Genomic DNA, 16,107 nt, shown 5'->3' on the forward strand with positions numbered 1-16,107 from the left:
GGGGCTACTGGCCGGTGAAGAGGGTGGCGAAGCGGGTGCGCAGCTCGCGCTTGAGGACCTTGCCGGTGGGCCCGAGCGGGAACTCCTCCGCCGTACGGGCGATCCGGACGGCGGCGAGCGCGGCGAGGCCCGCCCCGGCGAGTGCCTTGTTGGCGGCCTCCTGCACGTCGGCCTCCGTGGCGTGCGCCGCCTCCTGCTGCAACTGGACGACGGCGATGGGACGTTGGCCCTCCCCGTCGGCTCCGGGCACGCCGACCACCGAGCAGTCGCGGACCAGGTCGCCGCAGTCGGCCAGCAGCACCTCCTCGATCGGCAGGCTGTAGACCGGGCCCGCGGCGGTGTCGATGACGTCCACGGTGCGGTCCAGGTGGTAGAACCGGCCCTCGGCGTCGCGCCGGGCGACGTCCCCCGTCAGCCAGTACCCCGCCAGTTCGAAGCTGCTGGTCAGCCGCTCGTTGTTCCAGTAGCCCGGGGTACGCGACGGCGAGTCGATCGCCAGCAGCCCGACCGTGCCGTCCGGCACCTCGTGGCCGTCCTGGTCCAGCACCGCGGCCCGGCGCACCACCTCCAGCGGCTTGCCGACGCAGCGGTCGTCGCGGTCCGACTCCGGCGTGGTGACCTGGCCGAACAGCGCCATGCCCATCTCGGAGGAGCCCAGGCCGTCGACGAACTGCGAACCGGGCAGCGCGGGTTGCTCGGCGCGTTCCTGCGGCAGCAGCCAGGGCCGGATCAGCCCGGCCGGGCGCTCGCCGAGGCGCACCAGACGGCGGATGTGCCCGTAGTGCGCGCTGTCGCCGGTGTTGAACCAGGAGTGCACCCTGGCGGCGGCCTTCACCGGCGCCTCCCCGGTGGCGAGTTCGACGAAGGTGCGCGGGAAGGAGGCGACCATGGTCGGCTGGAAGGCCTCCATCACCGGCTCGACCACCGGCCGGCGCCAGTCGGCCATCACCACGGTCGGCAGGCCGAGCAGGGTGGCGGTGAGGAAGTAGCTCAGACCGCCCGCGTGGGTGTGCGGCATCAGGGACATCAGCCGGTCGTACGGCTCGGCCGGGAAGCGCACCATGCGCGGCTGCTTGCCGTCCCAGAACTGGCGGTGCCCCAGCATGGTGGACTTCGGCGTGCCGGTGGTCCCGGAGGAGTGGATCAGCGCGACCACGTCGTCCGGCGCGTGCCGGTACGGGTAGCCGGCGGGCAGGGCGCCGGAGGCCTCCGCGTCGAAGGCCTGGACCTCCGCGGCGAGCGCGAGGAAGCGGGGCCGGTGCTGCGGGTCCTGGCGGTAGGCGGCGGCGAGCCGGGTGGTGTCGTCGGCGACCACGCCGACCACGCCGACGTGGTGGAGGTAGCGGACCATCACGTCGTGCCGCATGGCGTCGTTGACCAGCGCGGGGACGGCGCCCAGCGCGGTGAGCGCGAGGAAGTGCAGCAGCGGCTCCAGGCCCTCCGCGATCACCACCGCCACCGGCTCGCCGGGGCGCACCCCGTTGGCGTGGTACCAGGCGGCGTAGCGGTCGCGCAGCGCGGCCAGGTCGAGCAGGCTGTGGCCGCGCAGCACGACGGCGCCGCGGTGGTCGGTGTGGTGGCTGTAGGCGAACGGGACCGCGCGGTGGGGGTTCACGGCGATCGCGTGGTCGAGGAAGTTGCCGGCCCCGAGGCCGGGCTCGGCCATCAGCCGCTCGCGGGCGGCGAGCGGCGCGACCGGGGTCGGCGCGGTGCTGCTCGGGGAGGAACTCGGGTCGCTCATGGCGTCTCCAGAGGGGGGTGGCCCGCGGTTCTTGTGGAACGGGAGCACGGGCTGAAGGGGGGAACGGTGCCGGGTGGTGCTGCCGCCGGGGCGGCGGATCAGGCCGCGCCGTCGAGGATCTCCGCGACGACCCGGTGGCCGGAGCGGATCGCGCCCTCCAGCAGGCCGAAGAACTCCGTGCTGGTCTCGGTGCCGGCCCAGTGCACCCGGCCGTGCGGCGCGGTCAGCGCCGGGCCGAGCCGCAGCCAGTCGCCGGGCCCGAAGAGCGCCGCGTAACAGCCCTTGCTGTAGGGGTCGCCGACCCAGTCGGTGAGGTGGAAGCCGACCGGTTCGGGGAGCATCGGGAAGAGCCGGGCGGCCTGCGCGACCGCGGCCGCGCGCTGCTCACGCGGCCCCAGTGCGCCGTAGCGGTGCGCCTCGGCGCCGGTGACGAAGCCGGTGAGGACCCCGACCGCCGAGCCGGCCGGGGAGTCGTCCACCGTGGAGAGCAGCGGGCCCTGCGCGTTGACCGACCAGCCGGACAGGCCGTGCTCGCGCCAGACCGGCGACGGGTAGACGAGGTTGACCTTGACCGCGCAGCCGCGTCCGGTGTGCGCGCCCGCCCGGCGGGCCGGGGGCTCGGGCCCCAGGTCGAGGGCGTCGGCGAGCAGCGGCGGCAGCGCCACCACCGCGGCGTCGGCCCGGTACGCCGTGCCCCGCCCGGTGCGCACGGTGACCCCGTCGGCGTCCTGCTCGACGGACCGCACCGCCTCGCCGAGCCGCAGGGTGCCGCGGTGGCGTCCGGTCAGCCTGGCCGCCAGCCGCTCGCAGAGCAGGTGCGCGCCGCCCGCGATCCGGTCCTGCTGGGCGCCGCCCTCGAAGGCGTTGAGGTAGCGCAGGCCGCCGCCCGACCGCAGGTAGAAGGCCATGTGCAGGACCGAGACGTCGGCCGGGTCGGCGGCCATCATCTCGCCCAGGAAGAGCGGGAAGAACAGCCGGGCGTGCGGGTGGGTGAGGTACTGCTCCGCCCACTCGGCGGCGGTGACGGTGTCCAGCCGCTCGGCGTCCGGCGTGAGCCAGGGCGCCTCCGGCCGGATGGCGGCGGTCAGTTCGGCGAGGTGGTCGAAGAGGTCGCCGAGCGCCACCGCGTTGAGCGGCGGGAACCGGCCGTCCCGGGTGGCGTGTTCGCACGTCTCGCCGCTGCCGCCGTCGCCCGTGCCGTCCTCGCCGGCCTCGTTGATCCCGAGGGCGAAACGGCTCGCGCCGAGCATGGTGGTGGGAGTGGTGCGGAGGTCCAGCTCCTTGATGAGGTCCAGGAGCGCGGTGTGCCGGGCGCCGAGGTAGGCGGCTCCCGCGTCGACCCAGGCACCGGGCGCGACCTCGATCCCGTGGGTCCGTCCGCCGACCCGCTCGCGCGCCTCCAGCACGGTGACGTCCACCCCGCGGGCGGCCAGCCCCTCGGCGGCGGTCAGCCCCGCCGCTCCGGCGCCGACGACGACGGCGGAGCGCACTCTGCGGCCTCTCATCCGGCGTTCGCGATCAGCTCGACGAGGCCTGCCGGGGTGGGCGCGAGCACGAAGTCCTCGAAGGACAGCTCCACGCCGTACGTCCGGGCGAGGGCGCTCAGCACGCGGGTGGCGACGAGGGAGTCGCCGCCCAGGAGGAAGAAGTCCGAGTCCGCCGTGACGTCGTCCGTCTCCAGGACGCGACGGAAGATCGCCGTCACGCCCTCGGCCTCGGCGGGGGTGGTGTCTGTGCTGCTCAACGTGGCTCCTAGGGCCGTCGGGAGTGCGGTGCCGCCGGGGCGGCGCCGGGTGAGGGGGCCGTTCGTCCGCGCGGGCCCGGGCGTGCGGGCGCCACGGGGGGAGCGGGCTACGGGTGGATCGGGGCTACGGGTGGGCCGGTGCGGCCTGGGCGGGAGCGGGAGCGGGGGCGGGCGCGGTGGCCGGAGCGGAGTGACGGCGGTGCGTGGCGGCCCGGTCGACCTTGCCGCTCGCGGTGAGCGCCAGCCCGGGCACGAGGGTGATCCGGCCGGGCACGAGGTGGCCGGGCACCCGGTCGCGCAGGTACGCGCGGAGCCCGGCGGCCAGGGTCCCCGCCGCCGCCCCGGCGCGCGGGACCACGTACGCGACCAGCACGCCGCGGCCGGCCTCGGTCACCCCCGTCACCGCCACGGCCTGCACTCCGGGATGGGCGCCGAGGTGCGCCTCCACCTCGGCCGGGTCGACCCGGATCCCGCGGATCTTGAACTCGCCGTCCGTCCGGCCCCGGTGGGTCAGCACGCCGTCCGGCGCGCGGCTCACCCGGTCGCCGGTGCGGAACCAGCGCACGCCCTGGTCGTCCTCGCCGAAGCGGGCCCCGGTGGCCTCCGGCAGACCGAGGTAGCCGAGCGCCACGGCGGGCCCGCCGATCAGCAACTCGCCGTGGTCGTCGATCCGTTCGCGCACATGCGGCAGCGCCCGGCCGATCGGCACCCGGTCGCCGGCCGCCCAGGGCCGCTCCCGGTCGGCGGCCAGCGGCCCGTGCAGGTCCACGGCATGGGTGATCAGGGTGGTCTCGGTGGAGCCGTAGGTGTTCAGCAGCCGGATCCGGCCGGTGTCGAGGGCGGCCCAGTCGGCGAGCCGGGCCGGGTTGGCGGCCTCGCCGCCGATCACCGTCAGCCGGACGCAGCCGGGCAGCGTGGTGCCCTCCTCGGCGAGGTGGAGGACCAGTTCGTGCCAGAAGGCGGTGGGCAGGTCGAGCACGGTGATCCGCTCGCGCTCGATCATCCGCAGGAAGCGCGGGAACGATCCGCAGTGGGCCTCGCGGTCCAGGACGAGCGCGGCGCCGACGGTGAGGGCCGGGAGGATCTCCTCGAAGCAGGTGTCCCAGTTCAGCGAGGCGAATTGCAGCACCCGGTCCTCGGCGGTGAGGCCGAACAGGGTGCGCAGCGAGTCGACGGCGGCGGAGATCGCCCGCCGCGGGGTGACGACGGGTTTCGGCTGCCCGGTCGAACCCGACGTGAAGAGCACATAGGCGGGACGCTGCGCGTCGTCCTCGGGTGCCGCGGCTAATCGCGGTGACCCGGCGCCCTGCGGGCCGGGCCGGTGGTCGAGGCCGAGGGCCGTCCGGCAGCCGGCGGCCGTGAGCATGTCCCGCTGCCGTTGCGGCGGGAACGCCGGGTCGACCGGGCAGTACGCGCCGCCGGCCGCCAGGATGCCGAGCAGCCCGACGACGGTGTCCGGCGTGTGCACCGCCGGCACCGCCACCACACCCGGAGCGGTACCGAGCCGGTCGGCCACATCCATGGCCGCTCGGTGCAGGTGGCGATAACTGATCTGCTGTCCGTGGTGGACGATCGCCGGTCGTCCGGGAAATCGGCGCACGGTTTCCGTGAACGCGTCAATCAGGTCGGAAGTGGCCCCGTTGATGTTGCGGTTATTTGTCATGCCCGCCCCAAAGAATGCCGTGCGAGCACGTGTTCGGTGCTCGGCGGACCGGGACTCTACCCGCCGGGGCTGCGCAGCCACAATGGTTGTTGAGGATGTCGCTTCAAGGATGTGTGGTTGACATGTGAACGGGACTGCCTCTGTCTGGGCGGACTCCTGGGATCCGAGTGACTGCGGACGGTGGGAGTCCGGTCACGCACCGTTGCGGCCCGTCGGCGCCGATTCGCCAGTGGATTGCACACCATCCAACCCGCCTGCCTTTTCCCGCCGTTCGGGAATTCCCCGGCCTTTCCGCCGCCGTTCCGCCGGCCGGGACCGCGCCCGCCCCGGCGTTCCCGCTGCTCGCGGGCCCGGCGGGCAAGGGCGTTCATTCGCCCGGGAATTGCTGCCCGGGCGGCCGTCGGCGCGCCGATCGGACGCCGACGGACCGTCCGTCCGGCAACGGTGCGCGCGGCCTCCCGCGTCGGGCCGCCCCTTCGGGAAGCATGGGTCGAGCGCCCCTGATGAAGCCTCAGCCCTTCGGTGGACAACCGTGGTTCAGCGCGGCAGGAGCAGCGCGGCCGCCGCCAGCAGGTCCTGGTTGTGGCCGAGGACGTCGCGCCGGGTCAGCCGGTGCAGCGGGTCCGCGGCCACGCCGAAGTCCTCCAGCGGGACACCGGTGTGGCCGCCGGCCCGGGTGGCCCGGCGCAGGGCGACCCGGAACCCGGCTCCGCGCGGCAGTGGCACCAGCAGCTCGGGCAGCCAGACTCCGAGCAGCTCGTACGTCCAGACGTTGGCGCCGCCGGCGCCGGTGGTCGCGGCGGTGCCGAGGACGGGCCCCAGCCCGTTGTCCGCGAAGCCGGCCGCGAAGATGTCCGCGGCCGAGTAGGTGAGGGCGTCGACGATCAGCACCTTGGGCCCCGGGTAGCGCGGCAGCCCCTCGGCGACCGCCTCCGGGTCGGTGAGCGGGAACCCCTGCGAGTACGGCTCGCCGCTCTCCACCGCGTCGCGGATCGACGGCGCCCACGGGCGGAAGGCCGGGTTGGCGCGGGCCAGCGCCAGCGCGGTGCGGGTGGTCGGCAGGGAGAACCGGACCGGCGTGACCGGGCCCGTGCCCAGCACCCGCAGGGCGGCCTCGGCGGCCAGGATGTTGCCGCCCGGGTTGCCGCGGACGTCGACGATCAGGCCGTCGGCCGGCGCGCCCGCCGCGAGCGCGGCCACCTGCTCGGCGAACCGCCGCGCGCTCGCCACGTTGAACGAGTAGATCCGCAGGTAGCCGTACGGGCGGCGGCCGCGCGTCCTGCGGTACCCGAGGACGTCCCGGGGGGCCCGGGCGGCCGAGCGGCGGGCCGGGGCCGGGGCGAACAGCGCGCGTTTGGCCTGGCGGACGGTCTCGTTGCCGGCGTCGATGCCGAGGTGGGTGCCGAGCGTGGGCACGGGGTCCTGGTCCCGCCCGCGGTGCCGGCCGGCGGGGCGCACCCGCCACGGCACCCGGGTCTCGCGCAGCCGCCCGCCGGGGGTGCGGTAGGTGAGCAGGACCCAGCGCTCGTCCGGCGGGGGAGCGGTCCGCAGCGGACGCAGCGTCAGCGACTCCAGCCCGCGCGCCTGCCGGGCGTCGGGGCTGCAGCCCACCTGGGCGGCCGCGCCGCGCTCGACGGCCCGCTCGACCGGGACCCCGTTCCACAGCTCCAGCTCGACGCCCGCGTCGAAGTCCGCGTGCCGCAGCGAGTCGTCGATCCGGGAGACCGGGTAGTGCGGCGCGCCGTCCTCGTCGTGGTAGCACTCCACCAGGAAACCGAGCACGGCGACCTGCCCCCGGTACGGGGAGGGCAGCTGGTAGACGGTGTGCAGATCGCGCAGGTCCCGGAAGACGGCGGCCAGTTCGGCGTGGAACTGGAGCTCGCTGAGGGCGGGCGCCCGGCGCTCCAGCAGTCGCAGCCGCTGCACCGGGTCGGTGGCGTAGCGGGCCCGCTTGAGCGGGAGGTGTACGTACAGCTCCTCGACCAGCACGCGGGCGGCGGTCAGCAGGCGGTAGCGGTCGGCGAGCGGCAGCGGGTCGGCGGCGGCCGCGGCGAGGAAGGCGTCGAGCCCGGTGGAGTCCGGCAGGGCGCGGGCCGGGGCGGTGAGCCGCGGGCTCACGGGTAGCGGGCCTTCAGGCGTTGCAGTTCCGGGATCCCGCTGCGGTCGACGGCCGCGAAGAAGGCGGCGTCGTGGGTCAGCGCGTCCGGCTCCGGGACGACCAGGCCGGCCGGGACGTCGTCGGTGCCGGCCAGGGCCGCCGCCTCGCCCTCGGGCATGTCGCCGAAGAGCGCGAGCGGCGCGTCCGGGTCGTCGAGCGGGCCGCCCCACGCCGCCAGCGCGTCCTGGGCGTCGCGCCAGGCTGCCTGCGGATCCTGGCGGACCTTCGCGAGCGCCCGCCCGACGGCCGGCCAGCCGAGTCCGTCCAGGGCCACCCGGCGGTGCAGCCCGGGCGCGGGCTCGATCGCGCTGCCGGCGCCCGCCCCCGCGGCGGTCATCAGCGCCGCCGTGCCGTAGCGCGGCCGGCCGCGGGCGACCACCAGCAGGACGTGGCGCTCGGTCGCGTCGATGAGGGTGCGGTAGACGTCCTTGCCGGGATCGGGGCGGTCGAGCACCAGCAGGTCGGCGGCGCTGCCGTCCGCCAGCCGCCCCACCTGCGGTCCCCAGGCGGTCGCCAGCGCGTCGCCGGGGTTCGCGGTGACCAGGTCGCACAGGCTCCGGTCGTCGAAGGGGCCGGCCGCCTCGTGCTGGTTGAGGATGTCGGCCACCTTGAGCTCGCCCAGCACGTGCTTGGTCCCCGACGGCGACCAGTCGGAGCCGAGCGCGATCCGCAGCCCCTGCGCCCGCGCCGCGACGACGTCCGTCGTCTCGTGGTAGAGCCAGAGGTTGGAGAACGGCGACCACACGACGGTGCCCCGTTCGGCGGGGTCGGCCGCCGCCACGGCGCCCTGCCAGGCCGCGAACTCGGCGGAGGTCAGCGCGGTGGCGTGCACGCAGACCAGGCCCGGCTTCAGGCAGGGTGCGAGGTCGGCGAACTCGCGGTGGACGTGCGAGACCGGCTTCGCCGGGTCCGGTTCCGCGGCGCGCCGCCCCTCCGCGACGTGGTAGATCAGCACCCGGGTGCCGTCGAGCTTCGGCGCCGTCTCCTCGCGCAGCACGTCGGCGTCCTGCTGGAGCGCGGAGGTCAGCACCATGTCCCGCCCCGCCGGCAGCTTCTCGGTGTCGACGATCCGCAGCAGCCCGCCGTCGAGCGGGCGGGTGGAGCGCGGCGCGCCCTGGACCGAGGTGGTGCCGCCGACCAGCGCCTTCACCTCGGCGTACGCGAGCAGCGCCTCGGGCGCGGCGTGGCCGAGCACCTTGGCGGGCCAGGTGACGGTGGTCGCGTAGTCGGGCGCGTGCCGCTCGTCCACCCAGCGGTCGTGGTGCAGGTACGGGACGCCGACCGCCTCCCAGAGCGGCAGGGTGTGGTACTGGAGGTGGCCGTGGAGGTCGACCAGGCCGGGCAGGACGAGAGCGCCGGTGGCCGTGAGGTCGACGACCGGGGCGGCGGCGAACCCGGCGGGCGGCGGCCGGTCGGCCGGCTGCACCGCGTCCAGCCGGCCGTCGTCGCCGACGTACACCGCGCCGGGGTCGAGGACGGTGTGCCCGGCGTCGAAGGTGACCACGGTGCCGCGCAGGACGAGCGCCATCAGTCCCGCGCCTTCCAGACCAGCGTGTGGCCGTCGTCGGGCGACGGGCGGCTCACCGAACCCGGCTGCCCCGTCCCCCTGGCGCGCACCCAGGCGTCGTCCCCCAGGAACGCCGGCACGCCGAACGGCAGATCGCGCCGCGGGATCGGGCGGTAGTCGCCCTCCTCGAACGTGTCACCGTAGTTCGGCCCGGTGTTGTCGCCGTCCTCGTCCGGTCCGACCACGACGCGCAGCGTGGTGACGGCCGCGCGCCAGCCGTCCAGCAGCGCCGCCGGGTCGTGGCTCGACGGGTGCGGCACCTTCACCAGCACCGCCTGCTGCGGGCGGCCGTCCCAGAGCCGCACGGCCTCCTGCGCCATGAACCCCATCGCGACCACGGCCTGCAGGGCGGGGCCCACCGCTGTGCTGAACACCTCGTTGCGCCACTGGAGTTGGGCGGAATCGCCGAGCCGTTCCTTCATCGCCTCCGCCTGGCTGGGGTGCACCGCGTACGCCCAGCCGTTGAGGCAGACGTAGGAGCGGGTCAGTCCCAGCTTCGCCAGGAAGCCCTGCACCCGCTGCCCGGCGTCGCCGACCAGGGTGCGCCCGGCGATCCGCTCGGTCGGTCCCGGGTCCGAGGCCACCACCAGCACCCGGGCCGAGCCGTCCAGCCGCCCCCGGTAGAAGACCGGCCCCCAGTCGGACCAGAACGCCTGCGCGTCGGGCGGATCGGGCACCCGCGCGAACAGCTCCGCGAACGCGTCCGTCGGCCCCCGGTCGAACTCGGCCATGGCCCACCACCTCCTCAGCGGCGGCCTCACGGGCCCGGGCCGCTGTGGTGTCCTTCCCAATGCACCACACCGCCCCCGCCCCCGCAAACGGGCCCGACCGACCCCGGCGGGCGGGCGGGAGGACGGGGCGCCGGCCCGGCAGCGGCTGCCGCCGCCGGGCGTCCCGTGATCGGCACACCGGACGCGGCCCGGCGCGCCCGCGCTCCTGCCACCGGCCCCGGGACGGCGGCCCCGCCCCGCACGCCGCGCCGCCCCCGGGCCGGGGCCGGCGGGTCAGGCGGTCATGAACTCGCGGGTGCGCAGGGCGCGCCTGGTGATGCGGACGTCGCCGATGTGGCCGTGGAAGACCTTGTCCAGCAGTCCCGCGTAGGAGTAGCCGCCCAGCATCCACGGGCGGCCGAGGGTGGTGAGGCCCACGGCGGGGGTGGACGGGTTGCGGGCGACCTCGCAGCCGTCCACGTACATCCGGCTGAGCTTGCCGTCGTTGACCACCGCGACGTGCCACCAGGTGTCCAGGGGCAGCTGGTGGCCCCAGCAGGTGGAGGCGCCGGTCTGGTTGAGGGGATAGACGCACCACTGCAGGGCGGGGGCCTCGGAGAGGCTGAGCGTCACCACGGGCTCCTCGGGGTCCGTGCCGGGGCCGCTCCGGCCGGCCTCGCCGGCCATGCCCCAGCGGCTGAGCAGGGCGGACCAGCGGCTGCGTCCGGAGTCCCAGTCGGCGGGCAGCTTGCAGAACGCCTCGACGGTGAAGCCGCGTTCGAAGGTCTCCCGGTTCAGCGGCGCGGTGGGCACGGTCTCCAGGTAGCTGCCGCGCAGCGGTGAGCGGGTGCCCCGGAACAGCAGGCTGCCGTGGCCCGGCTGGTCGGGGTGGTGGTCGGCGGACCAGGTGAGCGCGTCGTCGGGGGTGCCGGGGGCGCTGCGCCGCAGCAGGTCGTTGCCCTGGCCCGTGAGGTCCTTGACGACCTGCTGCGGCGGGACCGCCGTGCCGTCGCGGCCGCCGTCGTCGAAGCGCCAGTACGCCACGGTGTCCCGCACCAGCAGCTCGGCGGGGCGGCGGGCCGGGCGCGGGGGGACGGGCGCGAAGCCGGCGAAGCGCCGGTCGAAGTCGATCGCGAGCGAGAAGCGGTCCACCTCCGAGGTGAGCTCGACCTGCTGCGCCGCCAGCGTGTTGCGCTCCTCGGCCGCGATCTCCTGGATCCACGGGGAGAAGGTGGAGACGTCGACGGTGTTGCGGTCGAGGTCGAAGCGGTACGCCCGGATCATCGCGGCGCCGCCGTAGTAGCGGTCCTGGTAGTTGGTGATGTGGACGTGGACGTCGTGGCCAACCCGGTTCTTCAGCACGGTGCGCCCGGGCGGCCAGTAGTGGCCGTTGACGGTGAGGAAGATCTGGTCGTTGCCGCTGATCAGCCGGTCCCAGAGCTTGCGGCCGTAGTCGGACAGCTCGGCCCGCCCGGCGGCGTCGGCGTACGCCAGCTCGTGGGTGGTCAGGATCACCGGGACCTCCGGGTTGGCGGCGATCACCGCGTTGGCCCACGCGAAGCCGGCGTCCGAGAGCCGCCAGTCCAGCGAGAGCAGCATCCACGGGCGGCCGCCCGCCGTGAAGACGTGACAGGTGTTGTACCCGTCCGGGCTGGAGCTGTGGTAGCCGGAGGTGCGGGCGGCCCGGGCCTGGCCGAAGGTCTCCAGGTACGGGGTGCTGCCGCGCCGGTCGTCGGTCGAGGAGCGGACGTCGTGGTTGCCGGCCAGCACGCCGTAGGCCGCGCCGGCGTCGTCCAGCAGCCCGAACACCTTGCTGACGGCGGCGTACTCGACGGCCAGTCCGTTCTCGGTGACGTCGCCGAGGTGGGCGAGGAAGACGATGTTGTCGTCCGTGCCGTCCTCCCGGTTGACCCCGCCGTCGAGCACGTAGCGGATCGAGGCCTCCACGGGCGCCGGGTGGATCCGGTCCTGGTCGAAGAGGTACTGGGTGTCCGGCATGACGACGACGGTGAACCGCCGGGCGTCCGGGTCCGGCTGCCAGCGCCCCTTCTTCGCCTTCCCGCGCGCCGTACCGCCGCCGCCCTCGGCCGGCGCGGAACCGGCCGCCTGCGCGGGCTCCGCGCCGAGCAGTCCGAGCCCCGCCGTCCCGATCCCGGCGCCCAGCAGGCCGGCCCCGCGCAGGAACCGTCGCCGGCCGGCCGCGGCCGGACCGTCCCCGTCGAGATCGGCGGTCCGCGGGCACTCGCAGGCGTGCCCGGACTCGTGGATGTCGTGCATGTTCGCTCCCGAAGTGGTGTGGGCCCCGACGGTAGGGAGCGGGTCTGGTCGGAGATCATCGTCGGAGCCACGCGCCGCTGAACAGCGGCCGAACCTGGCGCGGCGAGGATCAGATCCACCCCTCTTCCCAGGCCCGGCGCGCCGCCTCGTGGCGGGTGCGGACGGCGAGCTTGGTGATGGCACCGGAGAGGTAGTTGCGGACGGTGCCGGGGGCGAGGTGGTGCTGGGCGGCGAGGTCGCCGATGGCCTGGCCGTGGTGGACGCCGCGCAGGACGTCGAGCTCGCGCGGGGTGAGCGGACAGGAGGTCTCGGTGAGGGCGTAGGTGGCGAGCCGGTGGTCGATGTAGCGCCCGCCGGCGTGCACGTCGCGCAGGATCTCGGCCAGCCGGTCGGCGGGAGTGGTCTTGGGGACGAAGCCCTGGACGCCCGCGGCCAGCGCGCGGCGCAGCACGCCGGGCCGGGCGTGGCGGGTGACCAGGACGGTGGGGACGGGGCGGTGACGGCGGATCGCCTGGGCGGCCGAGATGCCGTCGAGGCGGGGCATCTCCAGGTCCAGCAGGGCGATGTCGACCGGGTGCCGGGCGGCGGCCTCGACCGCGGCGGAGCCGTCGCGGGCCTGGGCGACGACGGTCAGGTCGGGTTCGAGGCCGAGGAGCGCCGCGAGCGCGCCGCGGGTGAGGTCCTCGTCGTCGGCGAGCAGGATGCGGATCACGAGGGGACCTTCCCGCGGGCGTGGCCGGTCAGTTCGAAGTGACCGCCCGGATGGGTGGCGGCGCGGACGTGCCCGCCGAGGGTGTGGAAGCGTTCCCGCAGTCCGGCCAGGCCGCTGCCGGGTTCCACGGGGCCCGACGGGGCGCCGTCGTTGCGCAGCAGGACGCGGGCTTCACCCGCGCCGGTGGTGATGGTGATCCGGCAGTGGCGGGCCCGGCTGTGGCGCAGGATGTTGGTGACGCCCTCGCGGACCAGGGCGGCGAAGGCCGGCTGGAGCTGGTGGGAGATGCCGGCGGCCTCGCCGTCGACGGTGGTCCGGATCCCGGCGGCCTCCAGGATCTCCACGGCGTTGGCCAGTTCGGTGCTCAGGCTGGCGCGCCGGTAGCCGTGGACCACGGCCCGGGACTCGTCGAGCGCGGCGCGGGCCAGGTCGGTCATCTCCCGCACGTGCGTGCGCGCCTCGTGGTCGCTGCGGCCGATCAGCCGCTCGGCCAGTTCGCCCTTGAGCGTGATGACCTGGAGCCGGTGGCCCTGGACGTCGTGCAGATCGGCGGCGAACCGCAGTCGCTCCTCGGCCACGGCCAGCGAGGCCGCAGTCTCGCGGACCTGTTCGGCCTCGCGCACCGCCCACCAGAGCCGGACCAGCATCAGCTCCCCACCGGCGATGAACAGCACCATTCCCGCGCCGATCACCCCCTGCTGTCCGGGCAGCAGGCCGGGGAGCTGGTGACGCCACTGCGTCACCGCCTCACCCAGCACTCCGCAGCCCACCGCGACCGCCGCCACCAGCCGCCGGCGCGCCCGGGAGGACAGCGACAGGGCCATCGCCGCCACCGTGGCCCCCGGCAGCATGGCCCAGTCGATCGCGGTATGCGGACGGTCCGCCATGTCGCCCCACACCGCGATCGCCGCGACCAGCAGCAGGTGGTTCCACCGCCCGCCGGCGACGGCGGAGCCGTGGAGCGGGCCCCGGCCCGCGCGGCCGTCCCGGACCGCCTGGCGGATCAGCCGGGTGTGCTGGACCGCGATGGCCACGAACACCGGAGGGGCGGCCAGGACCATGCGTCCGGGATACGGGTTGACCGCGAGATCGTGCGCGGCCAGGACCAGCCACGCGGGGCCCAGGGCGAGCAGCAGCCGGGAGGTCAGGCGGCCCAGACGCCCCGGATCGGCCGCCCCGGACCCCATGATTGAGGTGATCATCGAACGCCACCCTAGGGCCCGCCGCAGCCCGTTGTCTGTTGCCGAACCAGCCAAAGGCATGACAACTGTCATACGCCGTCCGTGACTCGGCCCGGCCGGCCAGTGGCACCGGCCACTACTGGCGGGTGCCGCGCCCCGGCGAGACTCTTCACCACCCGGACCACACCGGTACCGGGAAGCCCCGCGGTCCGCCCGGACCGCGGCGGCCACCGCGCTCCGGGCGCGTACCGGCCGTCGGCCGGCGTCGAACCCCGTCCCACCTGCACGAGGCGTGCGCGCATCCGTCGACGCGCGCCTCCTCCCTGCATCCGCAACCGCTGGAGGAACACGTGAACACCACCCGCAGGACCCGCCGGCGCACCCTGGCCGCCTCGGTCGGCACCGCCGTGGCCGTGGGTCTGTCGGCCTTCGCCGCGGCCCCGGCCGCCCACGCCGACACCCTCCCGGCCCTCTGCAACCCCGCCGTGGACCGCACCACCACGGAGCCCTTCAACCTGCAGATCACGCCCGTCGTCACCGACTTCCTGATCTACAACGTCACCCCGGGCACCGTCGGACAGCACACCGACACCCTGAGCCGGGTCAGCTCGGTGAGCACCACCGTCGACAACAGGACCGAGATCAGCGCCAGTGCGAGCGCGTTGTTCGCCAAGGTCGAGGTCAAGGTCGGCTTCTCGGTCCAGAAGACCACCTCCAGCACCACCAGCCAGACCGTCAGCGACACCTGGACGCTCAACGCGCCCGGGCGGTACGGCCTCTACCGCGGCACCCGGGTCGTCACCGGCCAGTACGTCAACCGCGTCTGTGCCCAGACCGGCGCCACCACCGGAATCTGGGTCACCACGTCGGCGAGCCCCGGGAGCTTCACCACCTACGAGTCCCCGGAGATCGGATCCGTCGGCTGCGCCCCCGTCCAGCCGGCCGGCACCGTGCGCCGGGCCGCCCAGCTCCTCATCAGCAGCTGCTGACCGCCCCCACCGACCCCATGACCACGGAGGACACCGTGACGAACCAGCCGCACCGCACCGCCTCCCGCCGGGGCACGGCGCTGCGCGCCCTCGGCGCCGCCGCCCTCGCCTCGCTGGCCGGCCTCACCCTGCTCGCGGGCCCCGCGTCGGCCGCACCCCAGGGGCTCGCGTCGACCGAATGGCACGGCTACGTCTGCGACGACGGCTTCTACCGGATCAGGACGCCGTTCGGGAAGCTGGTGGAGCGGAACCCGAACAGCCCCTGGGGGCAGGCCGTCCAGAACTCCGACACCGGCGGCTACAACCAGCAGTGGAAGCTGTGCCACTACAACGCCGACAACCAGTACCTGATCCTGCGCAGCCGGTCGAACGAGAACACCTGCCTGGGCGTCTGGAAGCAGAACCCGAACGACGCGTCCGAAGGGCTGGCCGACGGCGCCAACCTGAACGTCTTCGACTGCTCGGGGTACATCCACGCCAACCAGGCCTTCCAGTTCCTGTTCCCCACGCCCGGCTCCAACGAGGTGCTGATCATCCTGCGGCACAGCGGCAGCTTCGCCGCCGTCGCCGACCCGGCCGGCTCCACGGGTTCGGCAGTGGCGCAGTACACCTACCGGGCGAGCCTGTTCACGCTGGAGCACCTCGCCGCGTGACGGCGGCGGGCCGCCGGGCCCGGGCAGGCGCGCCCCGCGCCCGTGTGCGGGGCCGCGGCCCGGATGCAGCGGCCCGGGGCCGGGAGCCGTGCGGCTCCCGGCCCCGGGTTCACGGGTGCCCGGTTCAGCAGGGGATGGGGGTGCTCACGGAGACCGGCGACGGGTACCAGCCGAACTTGGACACGCTGAAGGTGCCGCTGACGACGTTGTTGCACGGGACGGTGCTGCTCGGGCCGTTGACGGTGACCGTGCTCGCGAGGAAGTTCACGCCCTGGTTGACGGTGCCGAGCGAGGCGCCGCCGACGACCTGGCCGGAGATCGTGGTGGAGAGCTGCTGCGGCTGCGGCGGGAAGTCGGGGGACGGCGGGCCGGCCAGGGCGACGCGGCCGAGGAACTGGACGTTGGTGCCGTTGACGGCGGCACAGACCTGGGTCATCAGACCGGCCTGCAGCGACCAGGCGCTACAGGTCTCGAAGGTCGCGGTCGTGGTCGAGGTACTGGTGGTCGCGGCCTGGGCGGGCGCGGCCATCAGCGTGCCGGCGGCGGCCGTGGTGGCCGCGAGCAGGGTCAGACCCTTCAGCGAACGGTTCATGGCGAGGTACTCCTTCACTCGGTGTGGTGTCCGCCCGGGGTGTGCTCTCGGGGCGGTAGTGCCATTTCACATGTGAAACCTCACGTGTGCAATGGCATGAGTGTGTATGAGCTTCGAATG

At 74.8% G+C, this 16,107-nt stretch carries 13 protein-coding genes; 2 read left to right on the forward strand and 11 right to left on the reverse strand.

The genetic code is table 11. The features are described 5' to 3' along the window. Positions 1-4: 4 nt before the first annotated feature. The 10 genes from ACF1AK_RS17215 to ACF1AK_RS17260 form a co-directional block, all read right to left on the reverse strand. A complete protein-coding gene (locus ACF1AK_RS17215; RefSeq protein ID WP_391499586.1) occupies positions 5-1,741 on the reverse strand; it encodes a class I adenylate-forming enzyme family protein in 1,737 nt (578 codons plus the stop codon). Positions 1,742-1,839: 98 nt separating this feature from the next. Continuing rightward, a complete protein-coding gene (locus ACF1AK_RS17220) occupies positions 1,840-3,231 on the reverse strand; it encodes a flavin monoamine oxidase family protein (protein ID WP_391499587.1) in 1,392 nt (463 codons plus the stop codon). Between the two features lie 11 nt (positions 3,232-3,242). Next, positions 3,243-3,485, reverse strand: a complete 243-nt coding sequence (locus ACF1AK_RS17225) for an acyl carrier protein (RefSeq protein WP_391499588.1) — start codon at positions 3,483-3,485, stop codon at positions 3,243-3,245. A gap of 124 nt (positions 3,486-3,609) precedes the next feature. After that, on the reverse strand, positions 3,610-5,148 hold the full coding sequence (locus ACF1AK_RS17230) for an amino acid adenylation domain-containing protein (protein WP_391499589.1): 1,539 nt from the start codon (positions 5,146-5,148) through the stop codon (positions 3,610-3,612). Between the two features lie 537 nt (positions 5,149-5,685). After that, positions 5,686-7,266, reverse strand: coding sequence for a S41 family peptidase (locus ACF1AK_RS17235; RefSeq protein ID WP_391499590.1), 1,581 nt, complete (start codon positions 7,264-7,266; stop codon positions 5,686-5,688). Then, a complete protein-coding gene (locus ACF1AK_RS17240) occupies positions 7,263-8,834 on the reverse strand; it encodes a hypothetical protein (protein WP_391499591.1) in 1,572 nt (523 codons plus the stop codon). Before ACF1AK_RS17240 ends, ACF1AK_RS17235 begins: the two co-directional genes overlap by 4 nt. After that, positions 8,834-9,604, reverse strand: coding sequence for a hypothetical protein (locus ACF1AK_RS17245; protein WP_391499592.1), 771 nt, complete (start codon positions 9,602-9,604; stop codon positions 8,834-8,836). Before ACF1AK_RS17245 ends, ACF1AK_RS17240 begins: the two co-directional genes overlap by 1 nt. Positions 9,605-9,877: 273 nt before the next feature. Beyond that, positions 9,878-11,860: a LamG-like jellyroll fold domain-containing protein gene (locus ACF1AK_RS17250; RefSeq protein WP_391499593.1), complete on the reverse strand. Its 1,983-nt coding sequence runs from the start codon at positions 11,858-11,860 to the stop codon at positions 9,878-9,880. 109 nt (positions 11,861-11,969) lie between these two features. Next, positions 11,970-12,572: a response regulator gene (locus tag ACF1AK_RS17255; RefSeq protein WP_391499594.1), complete on the reverse strand. Its 603-nt coding sequence runs from the start codon at positions 12,570-12,572 to the stop codon at positions 11,970-11,972. Then, the gene (locus ACF1AK_RS17260) at positions 12,569-13,774 is read right to left on the reverse strand and encodes a sensor histidine kinase (RefSeq protein ID WP_391499595.1); all 1,206 of its coding nucleotides are present in this window, start codon (positions 13,772-13,774) and stop codon (positions 12,569-12,571) included. The genes ACF1AK_RS17255 and ACF1AK_RS17260 overlap by 4 nt, the downstream gene beginning before the upstream one ends. Positions 13,775-14,103: 329 nt before the next feature. On the opposite strand from ACF1AK_RS17260, the gene ACF1AK_RS17265 reads away from it, so the two are divergent. Then, positions 14,104-14,742, forward strand: a complete 639-nt coding sequence (locus ACF1AK_RS17265) for a hypothetical protein (protein WP_391499596.1) — start codon at positions 14,104-14,106, stop codon at positions 14,740-14,742. A gap of 35 nt (positions 14,743-14,777) precedes the next feature. Next, complete coding sequence (locus tag ACF1AK_RS17270; RefSeq protein ID WP_391499597.1) at positions 14,778-15,395, forward strand: RICIN domain-containing protein; 618 nt, start codon at positions 14,778-14,780, stop codon at positions 15,393-15,395. 124 nt (positions 15,396-15,519) lie between these two features. Here the strand turns inward: ACF1AK_RS17270 and ACF1AK_RS17275 are convergent, their stop codons facing one another. Then, positions 15,520-15,987, reverse strand: a complete 468-nt coding sequence (locus ACF1AK_RS17275) for a hypothetical protein (protein WP_380287518.1) — start codon at positions 15,985-15,987, stop codon at positions 15,520-15,522. Positions 15,988-16,107 lie beyond the last annotated feature (120 nt).

It is taken from the genome of Kitasatospora sp. NPDC015120 (assembly GCF_043080305.1).
Classification (GTDB): Bacteria; Actinomycetota; Actinomycetes; order Streptomycetales; family Streptomycetaceae; genus Kitasatospora.

Coding starts and splice junctions, on each gene's coding strand:
- ACF1AK_RS17215 (WP_391499586.1), bottom strand. CDS start 1,741: ATGAGCGACCCGAGTTCCTCCCCGAGCAGCACCGCGCCGACCCCGGTC.
- ACF1AK_RS17240 (WP_391499591.1), bottom strand. CDS start 8,834: ATGGCGCTCGTCCTGCGCGGCACCGTGGTCACCTTCGACGCCGGGCAC.
- ACF1AK_RS17275 (WP_380287518.1), bottom strand. CDS start 15,987: ATGAACCGTTCGCTGAAGGGTCTGACCCTGCTCGCGGCCACCACGGCC.
- ACF1AK_RS17245 (WP_391499592.1), bottom strand. CDS start 9,604: ATGGCCGAGTTCGACCGGGGGCCGACGGACGCGTTCGCGGAGCTGTTC.
- ACF1AK_RS17250 (WP_391499593.1), bottom strand. CDS start 11,860: ATGCACGACATCCACGAGTCCGGGCACGCCTGCGAGTGCCCGCGGACC.
- ACF1AK_RS17260 (WP_391499595.1), bottom strand. CDS start 13,774: ATGATCACCTCAATCATGGGGTCCGGGGCGGCCGATCCGGGGCGTCTG.
- ACF1AK_RS17230 (WP_391499589.1), bottom strand. CDS start 5,148: ATGACAAATAACCGCAACATCAACGGGGCCACTTCCGACCTGATTGAC.